General features: G+C 45.0%; 17 protein-coding genes and 2 pseudogenes. 12 read left to right on the top strand and 7 right to left on the bottom strand.

The annotated features are described in order from the left end of the window. Window positions 1-283 precede the first annotated feature (283 nt). Window positions 284-2,398, bottom strand: a complete 2,115-nt coding sequence (locus tag I2I04_RS12155) for an RNA degradosome polyphosphate kinase (protein WP_195472543.1) — start codon at window positions 2,396-2,398, stop codon at window positions 284-286. Window positions 2,399-2,453: 55 nt separating this feature from the next. Here I2I04_RS12155 and I2I04_RS12150 point away from each other — a divergent pair, with 55 nt between their 5' ends. From I2I04_RS12150 to rfbB, 3 genes are all read left to right on the top strand, one after another. Continuing rightward, complete coding sequence (locus I2I04_RS12150) at window positions 2,454-2,948, top strand: metallophosphoesterase family protein (RefSeq protein ID WP_009038686.1); 495 nt, start codon at window positions 2,454-2,456, stop codon at window positions 2,946-2,948. A 99-nt stretch (window positions 2,949-3,047) separates the two neighbouring features. Beyond that, complete coding sequence (gene rfbA, locus I2I04_RS12145; protein WP_143257957.1) at window positions 3,048-3,917, top strand: glucose-1-phosphate thymidylyltransferase RfbA; 870 nt, start codon at window positions 3,048-3,050, stop codon at window positions 3,915-3,917. 22 nt (window positions 3,918-3,939) lie between these two features. Then, window positions 3,940-5,076, top strand: coding sequence for a dTDP-glucose 4,6-dehydratase (gene rfbB, locus I2I04_RS12140; protein WP_008641275.1), 1,137 nt, complete (start codon window positions 3,940-3,942; stop codon window positions 5,074-5,076). Window positions 5,077-5,079: 3 nt separating this feature from the next. On the opposite strand, the gene I2I04_RS12135 is transcribed toward rfbB, so the two are convergent. Further along, a complete protein-coding gene (locus I2I04_RS12135; protein WP_195655114.1) occupies window positions 5,080-5,973 on the bottom strand; it encodes a 1,4-dihydroxy-2-naphthoate polyprenyltransferase in 894 nt (297 codons plus the stop codon). A 136-nt stretch (window positions 5,974-6,109) separates the two neighbouring features. Here I2I04_RS12135 and I2I04_RS12130 point away from each other — a divergent pair, with 136 nt between their 5' ends. Together I2I04_RS12130 and I2I04_RS12125 are read left to right on the top strand one after the other, a co-directional pair. After that, the gene (locus I2I04_RS12130) at window positions 6,110-7,189 is read left to right on the top strand and encodes a metallophosphoesterase (RefSeq protein WP_195655122.1); all 1,080 of its coding nucleotides are present in this window, start codon (window positions 6,110-6,112) and stop codon (window positions 7,187-7,189) included. 107 nt (window positions 7,190-7,296) lie between these two features. Next, window positions 7,297-7,485 (top strand): annotated as a pseudogene (locus I2I04_RS12125) (ATPase); the annotation flags it as partial. A gap of 5 nt (window positions 7,486-7,490) precedes the next feature. Here the strand turns inward: I2I04_RS12125 and nadD are convergent. The 4 genes and pseudogenes from nadD to I2I04_RS12105 form a co-directional block, all read right to left on the bottom strand. Continuing rightward, window positions 7,491-8,072, bottom strand: coding sequence for a nicotinate (nicotinamide) nucleotide adenylyltransferase (nadD, locus tag I2I04_RS12120; protein ID WP_229067658.1), 582 nt, complete (start codon window positions 8,070-8,072; stop codon window positions 7,491-7,493). Between the two features lie 30 nt (window positions 8,073-8,102). Beyond that, a pseudogene (locus tag I2I04_RS23245) lies at window positions 8,103-8,276 on the bottom strand (GTP cyclohydrolase); the annotation flags it as partial. A gap of 57 nt (window positions 8,277-8,333) precedes the next feature. Beyond that, on the bottom strand, window positions 8,334-8,900 hold the full coding sequence (gene gmk / locus I2I04_RS12110) for a guanylate kinase (RefSeq protein WP_143257954.1): 567 nt from the start codon (window positions 8,898-8,900) through the stop codon (window positions 8,334-8,336). A 56-nt stretch (window positions 8,901-8,956) separates the two neighbouring features. Beyond that, a complete protein-coding gene (locus I2I04_RS12105; protein WP_143257953.1) occupies window positions 8,957-9,835 on the bottom strand; it encodes a YicC/YloC family endoribonuclease in 879 nt (292 codons plus the stop codon). 89 nt (window positions 9,836-9,924) lie between these two features. Between I2I04_RS12105 and tsaB the strand changes: the two genes are divergently transcribed. The 7 genes from tsaB to rseP all read left to right on the top strand — a co-directional run bounded on the left by tsaB (window position 9,925) and on the right by rseP (window position 16,814). Then, entirely contained in the window at window positions 9,925-10,614 is a 690-nt protein-coding gene (tsaB, locus tag I2I04_RS12100; RefSeq protein ID WP_004316997.1) for a tRNA (adenosine(37)-N6)-threonylcarbamoyltransferase complex dimerization subunit type 1 TsaB, read from the top strand. A gap of 104 nt (window positions 10,615-10,718) precedes the next feature. After that, window positions 10,719-11,330, top strand: coding sequence for a DUF4290 domain-containing protein (locus I2I04_RS12095; protein WP_004316998.1), 612 nt, complete (start codon window positions 10,719-10,721; stop codon window positions 11,328-11,330). A 59-nt stretch (window positions 11,331-11,389) separates the two neighbouring features. After that, a complete protein-coding gene (murA, locus tag I2I04_RS12090; protein WP_143257952.1) occupies window positions 11,390-12,694 on the top strand; it encodes a UDP-N-acetylglucosamine 1-carboxyvinyltransferase in 1,305 nt (434 codons plus the stop codon). Next, a complete protein-coding gene (gene rimM, locus I2I04_RS12085; RefSeq protein ID WP_143257951.1) occupies window positions 12,691-13,245 on the top strand; it encodes a ribosome maturation factor RimM in 555 nt (184 codons plus the stop codon). Before murA ends, rimM begins: the two co-directional genes overlap by 4 nt. Before the next feature lie 138 nt (window positions 13,246-13,383). Further along, entirely contained in the window at window positions 13,384-14,244 is an 861-nt protein-coding gene (locus tag I2I04_RS12080) for a M23 family metallopeptidase (protein WP_195655113.1), read from the top strand. A gap of 16 nt (window positions 14,245-14,260) precedes the next feature. Next, window positions 14,261-15,430: a 1-deoxy-D-xylulose-5-phosphate reductoisomerase gene (locus I2I04_RS12075; protein WP_143257949.1), complete on the top strand. Its 1,170-nt coding sequence runs from the start codon at window positions 14,261-14,263 to the stop codon at window positions 15,428-15,430. A 28-nt stretch (window positions 15,431-15,458) separates the two neighbouring features. After that, window positions 15,459-16,814: an RIP metalloprotease RseP gene (rseP, locus tag I2I04_RS12070; RefSeq protein ID WP_195655112.1), complete on the top strand. Its 1,356-nt coding sequence runs from the start codon at window positions 15,459-15,461 to the stop codon at window positions 16,812-16,814. A gap of 202 nt (window positions 16,815-17,016) precedes the next feature. Here rseP and nrdG read toward each other — a convergent pair whose 3' ends face one another. After that, window positions 17,017-17,475: an anaerobic ribonucleoside-triphosphate reductase activating protein gene (gene nrdG, locus I2I04_RS12065; RefSeq protein WP_143257948.1), complete on the bottom strand. Its 459-nt coding sequence runs from the start codon at window positions 17,473-17,475 to the stop codon at window positions 17,017-17,019. Window positions 17,476-17,483: the final 8 nt, after the last annotated feature.

Here is a 17,483-nt window from a genome sequence, read left to right as displayed (position 1 = left end):
GGCACTCGCTTGACGGAGAAAAAAGTAGGCCGGAGAGAGCCCTGTCACATGCAAGTTTTTGCGGGATATATGTTACGATGGGGTTAGTGGAAGGGAGTGGTTGCGGTATGGTTGCAATGATTTGTTGAGGGGGTGTCAAAGCAGTTTTTTTGAAAGATACCACTGCCAAATATTGGACTATATTTCTAAAGTTTTGTGTCTAATTTTTTTTTAGGGGCAGTTCAATGTGTGGCAGTGGTAAATCTTTCAATTTGGGCATTATGCACACCCTTAAGATTTTATGTTAGTTGTCATTTTTGTTTAGCCAGTCGTAGAAGGTGTACTGGGCTCGAACGGCAGGTGTGCCGGGTGTTCTTTTTTTGAATATGTTTTGCAGCTTATCATCCACCCAGCAGGCTTTTTGGTTGTCGGCGAGTTGGATGTCGAGCATTTCGATCAAGCTGTCACGCAGGTCGGGGGCAAGAATGGGGGTGATGGCTTCGATGCGGCGGTAGAGGTTACGACGCATCCAGTCAGGAGAGCCCATGAATACTTTTGGGGTACCGTCGTTACCGAAGTACCAGATGCGGGCATGTTCGAGGAAGCTGTCCACAATACGGGTGACACGAATATTACGACTGTATGACTGTCCGGGGATGAGACAACAGATGCCACGGACAATAAGGTCGATTTGTACACCGTGTTCGGAGGCTTCATAGAGGCGGTCTATCATGGTAGGGTCTTGGAGGGCGTTCATTTTTAGGATGATACGTCCTTGCTTGCCTTCGTCTGCGAGGGATATTTCGCGGTCGATCAGGCGGTTCAATTCGGGGATGAGGTTGAAACGGGCTACCAAAAGGGTGGTGAACTTCGGGTCTGCTTTCCCCTGCAGGGTACGGAAGAGGTTATAGAGGTCGGCCACTATTTCTTTGCGACAGGTGAAAAGACCGCAATCGGCGTAAAGGGTGGCGGTTTTTTCATTAAAGTTGCCGGTGCTGATGTAGGCGTAGCTGGGGATTTTCTCACCGTTTAATCCGCGACGACGGATCAGAGCTACTTTGGCGTGCACTTTCAAACCAGGGATGCTGTAGATTATCTTGATACCGGCGGCTTGCATCATTTCGGCGGTGGCAAGGTTGTTTTCTTCATCAAAGCGGGCTTTCAGTTCCACAAAGACGGTGACTTTCTTGCCGTTTTGGGCGGCGGCTATCAGAGTGTTGATGACGGCGGAGTTTTCCGCTACGCGGTATTGAGTTACCATAATTTCGCGGGTTTCCGGGTTGTGCACGGCTTCATATAGGAAGTGGATAAAGTGCTCGAAAGAGTGATAAGGGTAATATAATAATAGGTCCTTTTTGGCGACGTAATTGAAAATGGATTCTTTCTCATCGAGGACGGTCAGCTTCATCGGCTTCGGTTTTTCGAGGCTGTGAAGAGATTTGTTCGGGTTGGGAAGATGGCACAGATCTTCAAGATTCAGGTGCTTGTCACCAGGAACAAGTTCGTCACGCTGAATGTGGAAGGCATCTACCAAAAAGTCCAGGAAGTCGTGGGGCATACCACGGTCATAGACGAAACGACAGACGTCACCGATCTTACGTTTCTTCACTTTCTTCTTAAGTTGAGCAACGAGGTCGGCACTGCTGCCGGTGTCGTCAATCAGTATGTCAGCGTCACGGGAAATTTTGATGCAGTAGCTGGAGTCAACGTCATAGCCGGGGAAAATCAGATTGAGGTTTGCCTTGATAATGTCTTCGGTAAACATCAGATAATGATTCTTCTCGCGAGACGGAAGTTCGATGAAACGGGGTACTTTGGCGTAGGGTTGCTTCATCACGAAGTAAAGAGGATGCCGGGATTCTGTTAGATTTGTATTTCCTTCTTTTCTTTCTCTTTCTTCACTTCCTTCTTTGCCTTCTTTCTTGGGATAAACTCGTATTGCCAGGTAAAGGCGGTTATCCCGCAGGAAGGAGACAATTTTATCTTTGGATACAGGCACAGGCTGCAGATAGGGAAAGATTTCCTCCCGGAAAAAGTCTTTGATAAACTGTTGGTGGAACGGTTCTACATGGCTGTCCTGATAAAAGATGATATGGTTTTTGCGCAGGGCAGGCAATAATTTCTGTTCATAGATACGTACACGGTCATCCAGCTGGCGGGTGACTTCTTTATTTATTTCCTCTACCAGTTCGCGGGCTGACTGTACGGTTTCTTCATCGCTTTCCGTAGCGCCGGAAGCAACAGCTTTATGGTCGGCTACACGGATTTTGTAAAATTCTTCGAGGTTGGAAGAGTAGATAGAGATGAAGTTGATACGTTCGTAAAGCGGCAGACGCTCGTCCAGAGCCTCCAACAATACGCGGTAATTGAACGAGAGCCAACTAATATCTCGCTTGAAATAATTATATTTGCTTTCCATGTGCTTTAAGATTTTTCCAAATATAGTATCTTTGTGGGATTAAACAAAGAATTTTATGACAAGAATTGGATTATTATCTGATACTCACGCTTACTGGGATGAGAAATATCTGGAATATTTTGAACCGTGCGACGAAATCTGGCATGCCGGAGACATCGGTTCGCTGGAAGTAGCGGAAAAGTTAGCCGCATTCCGTCCATTCCGGGCGGTATACGGAAACATTGACGGACAGGAAATCAGAAAACTGTATCCACAAATAAACCGTTTCACGGTGGATGGTGCAGAAGTACTGATTAAACATATCGGCGGTTATCCGGGAAAGTACGATCCTTCCATTATCGGTAGTCTGATGACGCGACCGCCCAAGCTTTTCATCAGCGGACATTCGCATATATTAAAGGTGAAGTATGATAAAACGCTGGATATGCTGCATATTAACCCAGGAGCTGCAGGTATGTCCGGTTTCCATAAGGTGCGGACCTTGGTACGTTTTGTTATCAATCAAGGGGCGTTCCAGGACTTGGAAGTTATTGAACTGGCGGACAAATAAAATAAATGTCCCCGCCTGATTGAAAAATTATTTTAAAATTTTGCCACGTCGGAATTCTTTCCGACCTTTGCACACTGTTAATGAATAACTCAGACGAACATGAAAGGAATTATTCTGGCCGGTGGTAGTGCCACCCGACTTTATCCGCTTTCCAAAGCGATTTCCAAACAAATCATGCCTGTGTATGACAAGCCGATGATTTATTATCCATTGTCAACACTGATGTTGGCAGGAATACGCGAAGTGTTGATTATTTCGACTCCACGTGACTTGCCTATGTTCCGGGACTTGCTGGGAACGGGTGAAGAGCTGGGTATGTCTTTCTCCTACAAAATACAGGAACAACCTAACGGACTGGCACAGGCTTTCGTATTGGGAGCCGATTTCCTGAACGGTGGACCGGGCTGTCTGATTCTTGGGGATAATATGTTTTACGGACAAGGCTTTTCTGCCATGCTCCGCCGGGCTGCCAATATAGAAAAAGGCGCCTGCATCTTCGGTTACTATGTAAAAGACCCGCGCGCATACGGTGTAGTGGAATTTAACGAACAAGGGAAAGTTATTTCACTAGAAGAAAAACCGGAAGTGCCGAAAAGTAATTACGCTGTTCCCGGACTCTATTTCTATGATGCCAGTGTGACGGAAAAAGCGGCAGCTCTTCGTCCTTCAGCACGTGGAGAATATGAGATAACAGACTTGAATCGCCTGTATCTGGAAGAAGGCACATTGAAAGTGGAACTCTTCGGACGTGGATTCGCATGGCTGGATACAGGTAACTGCGACAGCCTGTTGGAAGCTTCCAACTTCGTGGCTACTATTCAGAACCGGCAAGGTTTCTACGTCAGTTGTATTGAAGAAATCGCCTGGCGTCAGGGATGGATTCCGACGGAGCAATTGCTTCTGTTAGGTCAACAACTCGAAAAGACCGAGTATGGAAAGTATCTCATCGAATTGGCAAAACAATCCTAAAATCAACATAATAGAATAAAATATGAAAACTTATCTAGTGACCGGTGCCGCAGGATTTATCGGGGCAAATTACATTAAATACATCTTGGCCAAACATAACGACATCAAAGTCGTGATATTGGATGCTTTGACGTATGCAGGTAACTTAGGAACGATTGCCAAAGACATCGACAACGAACGCTGCGTCTTTATCAAAGGAGACATTTGTAGCCGGGATGTGGTAGACGGTCTTTTTGCTGAGTATCGTTTTGATTATGTGGTGAATTTCGCTGCCGAGAGTCACGTTGACCGCAGCATTGAAAATCCGCAACTGTTTCTGATTACCAACATTCTCGGAACACAGAACTTATTGGATTGTGCACGCCGCGCATGGGTAATGGGAAAAGATGAACAAGGATACCCTACCTGGAGAAAAGGTGTACGCTATCATCAGGTATCCACCGACGAAGTGTATGGTTCACTGGGAGCCGAAGGGTATTTCACAGAAACAACCCCGCTTTGTCCTCACAGCCCGTACAGTGCCTCTAAGACTAGCGCAGACATGGTAGTGATGGCTTACCATGATACTTATAAAATGCCGGTAACAATTACCCGCTGCTCAAACAACTATGGTCCGTATCACTTCCCGGAGAAATTGATTCCGTTGATTATCAAGAATATCCTCGAAGGAAAACATCTCCCTGTCTACGGTGACGGCAGCAATGTACGCGACTGGCTTTATGTAGAAGATCACTGCAAAGCGATTGACCTCGTCGTACGTGAAGGAAAAGACGGAGAAGTGTACAACGTTGGCGGACATAATGAAAAGACAAACCTCGAAATCGTAAAACTGACTATTTCAACTATTCACCGTCTGATGGCAGAGAAGCCCGAATATCGCCAGGTTCTCAAAAAGAAGGTGAAAGACGAAAACGGAAATATTTCGATCGACTGGATCAATGAAGATCTGATTACATTCGTTAAAGACCGTCTGGGACATGACCAACGTTACGCCATCGATCCTACAAAGATTACAAATGCTTTAGGATGGTATCCCGAAACAAAATTCGAAGTCGGTATCGTAAAGACAATCGAATGGTACTTGGCTAACCAAGCTTGGGTGGAAGAAGTTACCAGCGGAGATTATCAGGGTTACTACGAAAAGATGTATGGAAAATGATTCTCAATTTATCAACATTCCTATTGCAATAAGAATACCCATAAACAGCATATTACGCGAAGTCTCGCCTAATATGCTGTTTAGTTTTTTACCACTACGTATTTTCACCATCCGTTTCCATGTGAGGAAATGAGGAATCAAATAGAGTTGCGGAAGAAGAGCGGCTAAAAAATGACCTTCACGAAGGAAACACAGGCAGAGAAGAGAAGCTGTAACACCCAGCATCAAATAAAAATAGCGGCCGAACTTCTCACCGAAACGAACGACCACTGTTCTTTTTCCACTGCGCGCATCCGCTTCCCGGTCACGGTAGTTATTGACTACCAGTAGCGTATCAATCAATAGTCCACAAATCAGAGAGGCGATAGTGACATCCGGCGTCCATGTTAACGCTTGCACGTAATATGTTCCGCCTACAGGCACAAATCCGAAAAAAACAATCACCAGTACATCTCCCCAACCGTTGTAAGAAAGAGGATAAGGACCGGTGGTATAAAGAAAGGCAAATAATACACAAAGCACTCCCACGATAATCAGTTCCCATCCGGCAAAGAAAAGTAATGTGCAACCGATAAGACAGGCAAGAGCAACCGTAATAATAATCCCGGTTTTCATCGCTTGCGGAGAAATCCATCCCTGTGCACAAGCACGTTCGGGCCCCAGGCGGTCTTCCCGGTCTGTCCCTTTGAGGAAGTCGAAAAGGTCATTGATGAAATTAGCGGCAATTTGCATCAGACTTGCGAACAGGCAACAGATCAGCGCCGGCAACCAGTGAAAATATCCGTCCATTGCAGCGAGAGCTGTACCTATCAAGACAGGGGTAATGGCTCCTGTAAGAGTTTTGGGACGTGCAGCTAATATCCATGCTTGCAGCGAGTTACGATTTACTTCTTCCATACTTTAATATATTATAAAGAGTTTTGACGGACAAAGATACATGATTTTTCGTATCTTTGCACCCCGGAAAACTTCAAACTAAGAGAAGATGAAGAAAATAAATGCTCCTGTGATGAAAAGAATAAATACCCTATTGATGAAAAAAACTATTTATCCACTGACGAAGAAAACAATCTACCCTGTTATCCTGTTGACATTGCTTTTGCTTGTTTCCTGTAAGTCGAAAAAGAATATGGTGGCTACCTTGCCGCACCCTGTCTTACATACTGATTCCATTTATCCGGATACGACTAACGCCATTGCCGGATTGTTCGTTCCCAATCACTCGAAACTCAAAGAACTGGATGTTTCTAAAAACAAAAAGCAACATACAAGGAAAAAGGAGACTGATACCGGCACGTACGAATCCGACCGAGTGCTCCGTGGAACCCAAATAACCTCTTCCAGCGTAGATGTATCATCTGTTTATACAGGAGTGGACCGTGTAGTAAAATATGACTTCACCCACCGCGATGTCCCCGAAGCTTTTGAAGGTTTCCGCATCGCTTTCATTTCCGATTTACATTACAAAAGCCTGCTGAAAGAGAAAGGATTGAACGACCTTGTCCGTCTATTGATTGCCCAAAAAGCAGATGTTCTTTTGATGGGTGGTGATTATCAGGAAGGTTGCGAATATGTAGAACCTTTGTTTTCCGCACTAGCACGTGTAAAGACACCGATGGGAACGTATGGAGTGATGGGTAATAACGACTATGAACGTTGCCACGACGACATCGTGAACACAATGAAACATTATGGAATGCGTCCGTTAGAACATGAAGTGGATACGCTTCGCAAAGACGGCCAGCAAATTATTATCGCCGGAGTACGCAATCCTTTTGATCTGGGGCACAACGGAGTATCACCCACTTTGGCCCTCTCTCCCAAGGATTTTGTCATCTTACTGGTTCATACTCCGGATTATATAGAAGACGTTTCAATAGCCAATACAGACCTTGCTCTCGCAGGACATACTCACGGCGGACAAGTCCGTGTATTCGGAGTCGCCCCGGCACTGAACTCACACTACGGCAATCGTTTTATCACCGGACTGGCATATAATACAGCAAAAATTCCTTTGATTATAACAAACGGAATAGGAACTTCAAAGTTACCGATTCGTGTCGGTGCTCCGGCAGAAATCATCGTCATTACTCTTCATCGATTGACGGAGTAAGGTATCGTAACTTGGTACAATAAAAAACAGAAATAGCATCATACGCTTTTTTGATACGATTTTTTATTATTATCCTTTTTATTGCTTACATTCGTACCTATAAGTAGCTGATAATAAAAGAAATCCGTATTATTCCGGTCGAAATGAAAGCAGAAGAAAATTTACAGTCGAAAAGTCTGCGCTCTTTTGTTGAAAAGAATCCGGGACTGCATAGCATTCGTTTTTCCATGTCAGATTATCGGGAACAAGAGTGGCTGACAAATTATCCGTTATATTCTGCCGGACACGTATTTTAATATATTCAAAGACGTATATTATCTTTCTTGATGGCCTCCCAAGCCCTCGGATGTAGAAAGTAACGAATATCTTTCCCTGCATTCAAGGCTTCCCGAATAAAAGTGGAACTGATTTCAAAAACAGGGGAATGAACAAGACGCACGGTTTCCGGCAATTCCTCTTCTTTTACCGGAAAGCCGGGACGAGGATAAATGAGGAGCTGATTCTCTTTAATGATGCGTTCGGACTGATGCCAACGTCCAAAACGTTCCCAATTATCGGAACCGATAATGAAATAAAATTCCCGGTCGGGATACGCTTCACGAAGTTTCTCCAGTGTATATACGCTATACGAAGGACGGGGCAAATGAAATTCAAAGTCCGAAGCTCGAAAACGAGGATAATCACTGATAGATAACTCCACTAATTTAAGACGAAGCTCGTCACTCCATAACTCTGCCTTCGTTTTTAAGGGATTCTGCGGACTTACCATAAACCAGATTTCATCCAGCCCTTCATACTCACAAAGGTAATTGGCTAAAGCGAGATGCCCGATATGAATCGGATTGAATGACCCGCTGAAGATTCCGGTTTTCTGTTTTTTCAGTTGTACCACCCGCTCTGTTATAATAAATAGTTATTTATCTAATAATTCTTGAAACTTCTCCACTGCCTTATTTACCTCAAATTCTATTATCTGATAATCAGCAATCGCATTGAAAGGATCCTCTTTCACTATATTCTCTACCTCCATCTTGCTTTTCGCCTGACAAAGTATAATCCCTCCCTTCCGAGGAACTTGCGGACCGGAAGCTAAAAAGGTGCTTTATATGTCAAGATTAATACAAACATCTACCTTTATTCCAAACTATGAGTTCAGAAACTCTTTGATGACTTTCAACGCTTCTGCCTTCGCAACTTCCAAATCGTCATTGACAATCACGCAATCGAATTGCGGAGCAAACCCCAATTCATATTCCGCCTTAGCAATACGACTTTCAATGATTTCCGGAGCATCCGTTCCGCGCCCTTCCAACCGGCAACGCAATTCTTCCACCGAAGGCGGTTGAATGAACACTGACAACGCACGGTCACCATAAAACTTCTTGATATTACATCCCCCTACCACATCAACGTCAAACACTACATTCTGACCTGCTTCCAGTTGCTTTTCCACTTGTGCCTTCAACGTTCCGTAATAACGGTCCTTATATACCTCCTCATACTCCAAAAATTCATTGTTCTCAATACGACAACGGAATTCTTCCGGTGTAAGAAAGAAATATTCCACTCCATGCTGCTCCGTACCGCGCGGAGGACGACTGGTAGCAGAAATAGAAAACGCAAGATTCAAATTCTGCGTCAGCAGATAATTGATAATAGTAGATTTGCCCGAACCTGACGGGGCAGAGAAAATAATTAGTTTACCGATCATTATTAAAGTTTATTTAACATTAAGGTTGTCTGATCGCAAATAAATACGCAAGTAAATTACATCACGTTCAATACCTGTTCTTTAATCTGCTCCAACTCATCTTTCATCTGAACAACGATTTTCTGCATTTCAGCATGATTGGACTTGCTACCTAACGTATTGATTTCCCGCCCCATTTCCTGGGCGATAAAACCAAGTTTCTTACCTTGTCCATTACCGCTTTCCATTGTGCTGATGAAATATTTCAGATGGTTGCTAAGACGTTGTTTTTCTTCATTGACATCCAGTTTCTCAATGTAATAAATCAATTCCTGCTCCAGGCGGTTCTTGTCATAATCCACACTTAATGTCTTTTCGAGAGCATCCGTAATGCGTTCTTTCACTTTTTCCACACGTTCTTTTTCGTAAGGAACGATCTTCTCGAGCAAGCTTGAGATATTAGCGATCTTCTCACGGAACTTCTTTTCCAGTGCGGCACCTTCCTGTTTGCGGAAATCTACCAGATGACTGATAGCATCAAGCACAGTGGCATGCACCATTTTCCATTCCTCTTCGCTCAGTTCCTGGATTTCCGTTTTAGTCATCACATCCGGCATACGGAGCAATGTCTGAAACCAGTCAGCGGGAACAGGAATACCAAGATTCTGCGAGATTGCCAAAATCTGTTTGTAGTAACCTTCCACCAATACTTGATTGATAGGAGTCGCATTTTCTGCCGCCTCTTTCTTCTCAATCCACAGGCTGAAATCGACCTTTCCACGTTCCAGGACTTTAGAAATCTCATTACGGATTTCAATCTCTTTTTCACGATACGCCGGAGCGATGCGAGTGGATAAATCCATTGCCTTGCTGTTGAGCGACTTGATTTCTACATTTATTTTTTTATCAGGAAGTTCGGCCGTAGCTTTACCGTATCCTGTCATAGACTGTATCATAACCTTAAAGTTTTGTGCAAAAGTACACGAATATTTTAAGAATTGGAAATAATCATGTAAATTTGCGACAATTTAATAAGCTGATTTTTATGTCGTGTATACTGAATATTGAAACCTCTACCTCTGTTTGCTCGGTAGCGGCCAGTCAAGACGGACAGACGATTTTTGTGAAAGAAGACTTGAAAGGCCCTTCACACGCCGTGTCTTTAGGAGTTTTTGTAGATGAAGCGTTGTCTTTCATAGACAGTCATGCCATCCCTTTGGATGCAGTCGCAGTGAGTTGCGGGCCGGGTTCTTACACCGGACTCCGAATCGGGGTTTCTATGGCGAAAGGAGTTTGTTACGGACGTAACGTCCCATTGATCGGTATCCCTACGCTGGAAGTATTAACTGTTCCAGTATTATTGTATCACGACTTGCCCGAAGACGCTTTGCTTTGTCCGATGATCGACGCCCGCCGCATGGAAGTATACGCAGCCGTTTATGATCGCAGACTTCAGGTAAAACGTGCAGTAGCAGCCGACATTGTAGACGAAAACTCTTACTTGGAGTTTCTGAACGAGCAACCGGTTTATTTCTTTGGAAACGGGGCCGACAAATGCCGCGAACAGATCACGCATCCGAACGCACATTTTATCGACAATATTCATCCGTTGGCTAAAATGATGTTCCCGCTGGCAGAAAAAGCAATAGCCGACGAAGATTATAAAGACGTGGCTTACTTCGAACCTTTCTACCTGAAAGAATTCGTTGCTTCCATGCCGAAAAAACTTCTTTAACTAGATGACAGGTGATAAATGATAGGTGATAGATAATAAATTTCATTATCAACAGCCCACCAGTCAAGTCTTTAATTTTTAATTTTAAACTTTCAATTAAATAAATGCAATACAATACTCAACAAAAAAGAATGCCGCTTCCCGAATATGGGCGTAGCATCCAGAACATGGTAGATTATGCGTTGACCATTCAGGATCGTGCAGAACGTCAGCGTTGTGCTAACACCATCATCAACATTATGGGAAATATGTTCCCCCATTTGCGTGATGTACCCGACTTCAAGCACAAGCTTTGGGATCACTTGGCTATCATGTCCGGTTTTGAGCTGGATATTGACTACCCGTATGAAATCATCCGTAAGGACAACCTGGTGACTCGTCCGGATCCGATCCCCTACTCCACTGCCCGTATGCGTTATCGCCACTACGGACGCACACTGGAAGTGCTGATAAAGAAAGCAATCGAATTTCCCGAAGGAAACGAAAAGAGAAATCTGATAGCCCTCATCTGCAACCACATGAAAAAGGACTACCTGGCATGGAACAAAGATACAGTGGACGACAAAAAGATCGCCGAAGACCTGTATGAACTCTCCAACGGGGAACTCCAAATGACTGACGATATCGTCCGGCTGATGGCAGAACGCCTGAACCAGAATTATCGTCCGAAGACGAACTATACCAATAATCGTCAGAACAATAAGAGAAGATACTAGCGTGCGGTTAAAACTTAATACTTGAATTATACTTGATATTTACTTAATACTTTAAATTAATGGCTTCATTTGTAATCGAAGGAGGACATCGGCTTTGCGGAGAAATTCACCCGCAAGGAGCTAAAAACGAAGTTTTGCAGATAATCTGTGCCACGTTGCTAACCGCAGAGGAAGTCACAGTGAACAATATTCCCGACATTCTTGATGTCAACAACTTGATTCAGCTCTTGCGCGAGATGGGAGTGACGGTTGCAAAGAAAGGCATTGATTCTTATAGTTTTAAAGCAGAGAATGTAGACTTGGCTTATCTGGAAAGCGATGAATTTTTAAAGAAATGTTCCAGTCTGCGAGGCTCTGTTATGCTGATTGGCCCTATGGTGGCACGTTTCGGCAAAGCATTGATATCCAAGCCGGGAGGAGATAAAATCGGCCGCCGCCGTTTGGACACTCACTTTGTAGGTATTCAGAATTTAGGAGCGGACTTCCGTTATGATGAAGGACGGGGCATTTATGAAATAACAGCCGACAGACTCCAAGGAAGCTATATGCTGCTGGACGAAGCGTCCGTCACCGGAACAGCCAATATCGTAATGGCTGCCGTGCTTGCCAAAGGCACTACTACCATCTATAACGCGGCCTGCGAACCTTACCTGCAACAACTCTGCCGGTTGCTCAACCGGATGGGAGCAAAAATCAGCGGAATTGCATCCAACCTGCTTACTATTGAAGGCGTGGAAGAATTGCATGGTACACAACACACCGTACTGCCCGATATGATTGAAGTCGGCAGTTTTATCGGTATGGCAGCCATGACAAAAAGCGAAATCACCATCAAGAACGTTTCTTACGAGAACCTTGGAATCATCCCCGAGAGCTTCCGCCGCCTGGGCATCAAGCTCGAACAGAGAGGAGATGATATTTATGTTCCCGCACAGGAAACTTACCAGATAGAATCATTCATCGACGGCTCCATCATGACGATAGCCGACGCCACCTGGCCGGGACTGACTCCCGACTTGCTTAGTGTGATGCTCGTTGTAGCCACACAAGCCAAAGGCAGCGTACTGATCCATCAGAAGATGTTCGAAAGCCGCCTGTTCTTTGTGGACAAGCTGATCGATATGGGTGCACAGATTATCCTTTGCGACCCTCACCGTGCCGTAGTCATCGGACACAATCATGGCTTCAAGCTGCGCGGTGCCCGCCTGACTTCACCGGACATACGTGCCGGTATCGCCCTCCTGATTGCCGCCATGAGCGCCGAAGGAACCAGTACCATTAGTAACATCGAACAGATAGACCGTGGCTATCAGAACATCGAAGGACGTCTGAACGCTATCGGAGCCAGAATCACCCGAATATGATAAAGAAAGAAGAAGTATATAAGATAGGATTATTCAATAAGCCGCATGGCATTCACGGCGAATTGCAGTTTACGTTTACCGACGACATTTTCGACCGTGTGGACTGCGATTACCTGATATGCCTGCTCGACGGTATTTTCGTGCCCTTCTTCATCGAAGAGTACCGTTTCCGTTCCGACTCCACCGCTTTGGTAAAACTGGAAGGGATAGACACCGCCGAACGTGCCCGAATGTTCACCAACATCGAAGTTTACTTCCCCGTAAAGCACGTGGAAGAAGCGGAAGACGGTGAATTGTCCTGGAACTTCTTTATCGGTTTCCAAATGGAAGACATTCATCACGGACCTCTGGGAGAAGTGATAGATATAGATACCACTACGGTAAACACCCTTTTTGTGGTTGAAAGAGAAGAAGAAGAGGAACTACTCGTTCCCGCCCAAGAGGAATTTATCGTAGGGATAGATCAGAAACAAAAACTCATCACCGTGGAGCTTCCCGAAGGGTTGCTCAATCTGGATGAGTTGGAGACAGATGACACAGCTCCCGGATAAATCAGGCACGGATGACACGGATTCCACGGTTTTCATTAATCAAAATTCACCGAGGAGCCATGCCATCCGTGCCTAAATAAAGATTAGTCCGGCCGCAGCCCCTTTTAATTTTTAATTTTTAATCTTTAATTACCAAAGATGCCAAAGAGAAGACGAAGTAAAGCTTTCTGGAAAAATTTCAAGTTCAAGTATAAACTAACGATCGTTAATGAAAATACACTTGAAGAAATTGTCGGACTTCGTGTATCCAAGCTCAATGGACTATCCGTTTTACTTTGCGTGCTGGCAGTGCTTTTCCTGATTGCCTCCTGCATCATTACCTTCACCCCGTTGCGCAATTATCTTCCGGGATATATGAACAGTGAAGTCCGTACACAGATTGTAGACAATGCGCTGCGTGTAGACTCTTTGCAACAAGTGCTCAACAAGCAGAACCTCTACATCATGAACATTCAAGACATCTTCAGCGGGAAAGTGCCTATCGACAGTGTGCAAACGCTTGATTCGCTGACTGCTGCCCGTGAAGACACGTTGATGGAACGTACCAAGCGGGAAGAAGAATTCCGCCGTCAGTATGAGGAGAGCGAGAAATACAATCTGACCTCCATCACTTCCCAACCGGACGTGACCGGATTGATATTATACCGTCCGACACGAGGTATGGTGTCCGATCACTTCAATGCCGAAAAGAAACATTACGGCACCGATATTGCCGCCAATCCCAACGAAAGTGTACTGGCAACCATGGACGGAACCGTCGTCCTTAGTACATACACTGCAGAAACCGGTTATCTGATTGGCGTACAACACAATCAGGATTTAATTTCGATCTACAAACACTGCGGCTCTCTCCTGAAAAAGGAAGGTGAACGAGTGAAAGGAGGCGAAGCCATCGCTTTGGTAGGAAATAGCGGAACACTTAGTACAGGACCACACCTGCACTTCGAACTTTGGTATAAAGGTCACCCGGTAAATCCGGAAAAATACATCGTGTTTTAAAGTGATGATAGATAAAATGAATATAGAGACTAACAAAAAGAAAAAACAAATAGCTATTCTAGGCTCCACAGGTTCCATCGGGACGCAGGCTTTGCAAGTCATCGAAGAGCATCCCGACCTGTATGAAGCCTATGCACTGACAGCCAACAATCGTGTGGAACTACTGATTGCGCAGGCACGGAAGTTCCAGCCAGAAGTGGTAGTGATAGCCAACGAAGAAAAGTATTCCGAACTGAAAGAAGCATTGAGTGACCTGCCTATCAAGGTGTATGCAGGAACCGACGCTATCTGTCAGATTGTGGAAGCAGGTCCCATCGACACGGTATTGACAGCCATGGTCGGTTATGCCGGACTGAAGCCGACAATCAACGCGATCCGCGCCAAGAAAGCGATTGCGTTGGCAAATAAGGAAACATTGGTAGTAGCGGGTGAACTGATTAACCAGCTGGCACAACAATATCGCACTCCGATTCTGCCGGTAGACTCTGAACACTCTGCCGTTTTTCAGTGTTTAGCGGGAGAAGTGGGCAATCCGATTGAGAAAGTGATATTGACTGCCTCCGGAGGTCCGTTCCGCACTTATACTTTGGAACAATTAAAGTCCGTGACTAAGACACAGGCCTTGAAACACCCCAACTGGGAGATGGGAGCGAAAATCACGATTGATTCTGCTTCTATGATGAATAAAGGTTTTGAAGTGATCGAAGCCAAATGGCTGTTCGGTGTCCAGCCCAGTCAGATTGAGGTGGTTGTGCATCCGCAATCAGTCATTCACTCGATGGTGCAGTTTGAAGACGGAGCTATAAAAGCACAGTTGGGCATGCCCGATATGCGCCTGCCCATCCAGTATGCATTCTCCTATCCCGATCGTATCAGTTCTTCTTTCGACAGGCTTGATTTTTCCAAATGCACGAACCTGACGTTCGAGCAACCCGACACGAAACGATTCCGCAATCTGGCACTCGCCTACGAAGCGATGTATCGCGGGGGGAATATGCCTTGCATCGTCAATGCCGCCAATGAAGTGATGGTAGCCTCTTTCCTGAAAGACGGCATCAGCTTCCTCGGTATGAGTGACGTGATAGAAAAAACAATGGAACGGGTTACCTTCATTGCCAACCCTACCTATGATGATTATGTAGCTACGGATGCCGAAGCAAGAAAGATAGCGGCAAGCCTGATATAAATATTAATATAAACTGTAAATAGACCATATGGAAACATTTTTGATTCGTGCCCTGCAATTGATTATGAGCTTATCTTTGCTCGTTATCATTCATGAAGGCGGGCATTTTCTTTTTGCCCGTTTGTTTAAGGTGCGTGTAGAAAAATTCTGCTTATTTTTTGACCCCTGGTTCACCCTGTTTAAATTCAAACCCAAGAAAAGTGACACAGAATATGCAGTAGGTTGGCTGCCGGTGGGTGGTTATGTCAAGATAGCCGGTATGATTGACGAGTCGATGGATACCGAGCAGATGAAACAACCCGAACAACCGTGGGAGTTCCGCTCCAAACCGGCATGGCAACGTCTGCTGATCATGGTGGGTGGCGTACTGTTCAACTTCCTGTTGGCCCTGTTCATCTACTCGATGATTCTTTTTGCGTGGGGCGACCAATATATAAAGGTGCAGGAAGCTCCTCTCGGTATGGATTTTAACGAAACAGCCAAATCCGTAGGTTTTCAGGACGGCGACATCCTTCTTTCTGCCGACGGCGTTCCTTTCGAACGTTATGACGGCGATATGTTGAGCCAGATTGCCGATGCCCGCGAAGTAAGCGTTATCCGCAACGGCGCGAAAGCGTCCGTTTATATCCCTGAAGACTTGATGCAACGCCTTCTGGCAGACAGCATCCGTTTTGCCTCCTACCGTTTCCCGTACGTGATAGACAGCGTAATGGTGAACTCTCCTGCCGCACAAGCAGGCATCCAACCGGGTGACAGCATTATCGCTCTGAACGGAACACCGATTTCTTTCTCCGACTTTAAAGAAGCGATGGCAGAACGTAAAAAAAACGCGGAAACCCTGCTCAAAGACAGCATCGATCCGCGCCTGATTACACTGACCTATGTGCGTAGCGGCGTAACCGACACATTGAATATGCGTGTAGATTCTGCCTACCTGATGGGCGTAACCGCCTGTCTCGTCACAGACCGCCTGCTCCCTATGGTGAAAAAAGAATATACTTTCTTCGAATCCTTCCCGGCAGGTGTCTCCCTCGGCGTAAAGACACTGAAAGGATACGTAGGAAACATGAAATACCTCTTCTCGAAAGAAGGAGCCAAACAGCTAGGTGGCTTCGGAACGATCGGCAGCATCTTCCCCGCTACATGGGATTGGCACCAGTTCTGGTATATGACAGCCTTCCTTTCCATCATTCTGGCTTTCATGAATATCCTCCCTATCCCCGCATTGGACGGCGGCCACGTGCTCTTCCTCTTCTACGAGATGATAGCTCGCCGCAAACCGAGCGACAAATTTATGGAATACGCTCAAATGACCGGTATGATTCTACTCTTCGGTCTGTTGATATGGGCTAACTTCAACGATATTCTAAGGTTCTTCTTCTAGAATTTCAAAGCATAGATTCAGATAAGAGATAGATTTAGGCACGGATTACACAGATTTCACGGTTTCTTAATTATAATGCATAAAAACCGTGAAGTCTGTGTAATCCGTGCCTATTTATTCTCTGTACCTATTTGTTTTCAATTCAGTTTATTTATTTCCAATTCGCCTGACTTTATAAGTTTCTTTAGTGGAAAAGAATCAGTTACTTCAACTTCAAAATCCGCTGATTACTACTTCCCCTAAACTCCAGATATGGAGAAAAAAGAGCCTGTTCAAAGCGTCCGTCCACCAATACATCTATATAGGCAAGAGCGGCACTCAAACGAGACTGTTTTTTTATTTCTTCGTATGTATATCCGGTGTAGCACCACACGTTCATCCCTGTTTCCTCTTTCACCCGTTTCAGTAAAAGCAGAAATTCTTCCGGATGAAAAAACGGATCACCGCCGGAGAAAGTAACGCCGTCCAACAAAGGATTCGCTTTGATTTCATGGATGATGGACTGTATTTTCTCCTCTGTCAGTTCTTCCCCTGCGCCCGGATTCCAACTCTCCGGATTATGGCAACCGGGACAATGATGGGAGCATCCGGCAAGATAAATAGAATACCTGATACCTTCACCGTCAACAATCGTTTCAGAATAAGTTCCTAATAAATTCACTTCTTTAA

It is taken from the genome of Bacteroides sp. 1001136B_160425_E2, from assembly GCF_015559655.1.
In the GTDB taxonomy this organism is placed as follows: Bacteria; Bacteroidota; Bacteroidia; order Bacteroidales; family Bacteroidaceae; genus Bacteroides; species Bacteroides luhongzhouii.
Note: the sequence above shows the minus strand (reverse complement) of the source record. Positions and strands in the feature narration are given on the sequence as shown.

Bases quoted from the DNA above. Each gene is read 5' to 3' on its own strand.
- I2I04_RS12155 (WP_195472543.1), bottom strand. From the start codon at position 2,398: ATGGAAAGCAAATATAATTATTTCAAGCGAGATATTAGTTGGCTCTCG.
- I2I04_RS12150 (WP_009038686.1), top strand. From the start codon at position 2,454: ATGACAAGAATTGGATTATTATCTGATACTCACGCTTACTGGGATGAG.
- rfbA (WP_143257957.1), top strand. From the start codon at position 3,048: ATGAAAGGAATTATTCTGGCCGGTGGTAGTGCCACCCGACTTTATCCG.
- rfbB (WP_008641275.1), top strand. From the start codon at position 3,940: ATGAAAACTTATCTAGTGACCGGTGCCGCAGGATTTATCGGGGCAAAT.
- I2I04_RS12135 (WP_195655114.1), bottom strand. From the start codon at position 5,973: ATGGAAGAAGTAAATCGTAACTCGCTGCAAGCATGGATATTAGCTGCA.
- I2I04_RS12130 (WP_195655122.1), top strand. From the start codon at position 6,110: ATGAAAAAAACTATTTATCCACTGACGAAGAAAACAATCTACCCTGTT.
- gmk (WP_143257954.1), bottom strand. From the start codon at position 8,900: ATGATCGGTAAACTAATTATTTTCTCTGCCCCGTCAGGTTCGGGCAAA.
- I2I04_RS12105 (WP_143257953.1), bottom strand. From the start codon at position 9,835: ATGATACAGTCTATGACAGGATACGGTAAAGCTACGGCCGAACTTCCT.
- tsaB (WP_004316997.1), top strand. From the start codon at position 9,925: ATGTCGTGTATACTGAATATTGAAACCTCTACCTCTGTTTGCTCGGTA.
- I2I04_RS12095 (WP_004316998.1), top strand. From the start codon at position 10,719: ATGCAATACAATACTCAACAAAAAAGAATGCCGCTTCCCGAATATGGG.
- murA (WP_143257952.1), top strand. From the start codon at position 11,390: ATGGCTTCATTTGTAATCGAAGGAGGACATCGGCTTTGCGGAGAAATT.
- rimM (WP_143257951.1), top strand. From the start codon at position 12,691: ATGATAAAGAAAGAAGAAGTATATAAGATAGGATTATTCAATAAGCCG.
- I2I04_RS12080 (WP_195655113.1), top strand. From the start codon at position 13,384: ATGCCAAAGAGAAGACGAAGTAAAGCTTTCTGGAAAAATTTCAAGTTC.
- I2I04_RS12075 (WP_143257949.1), top strand. From the start codon at position 14,261: ATGAATATAGAGACTAACAAAAAGAAAAAACAAATAGCTATTCTAGGC.
- rseP (WP_195655112.1), top strand. From the start codon at position 15,459: ATGGAAACATTTTTGATTCGTGCCCTGCAATTGATTATGAGCTTATCT.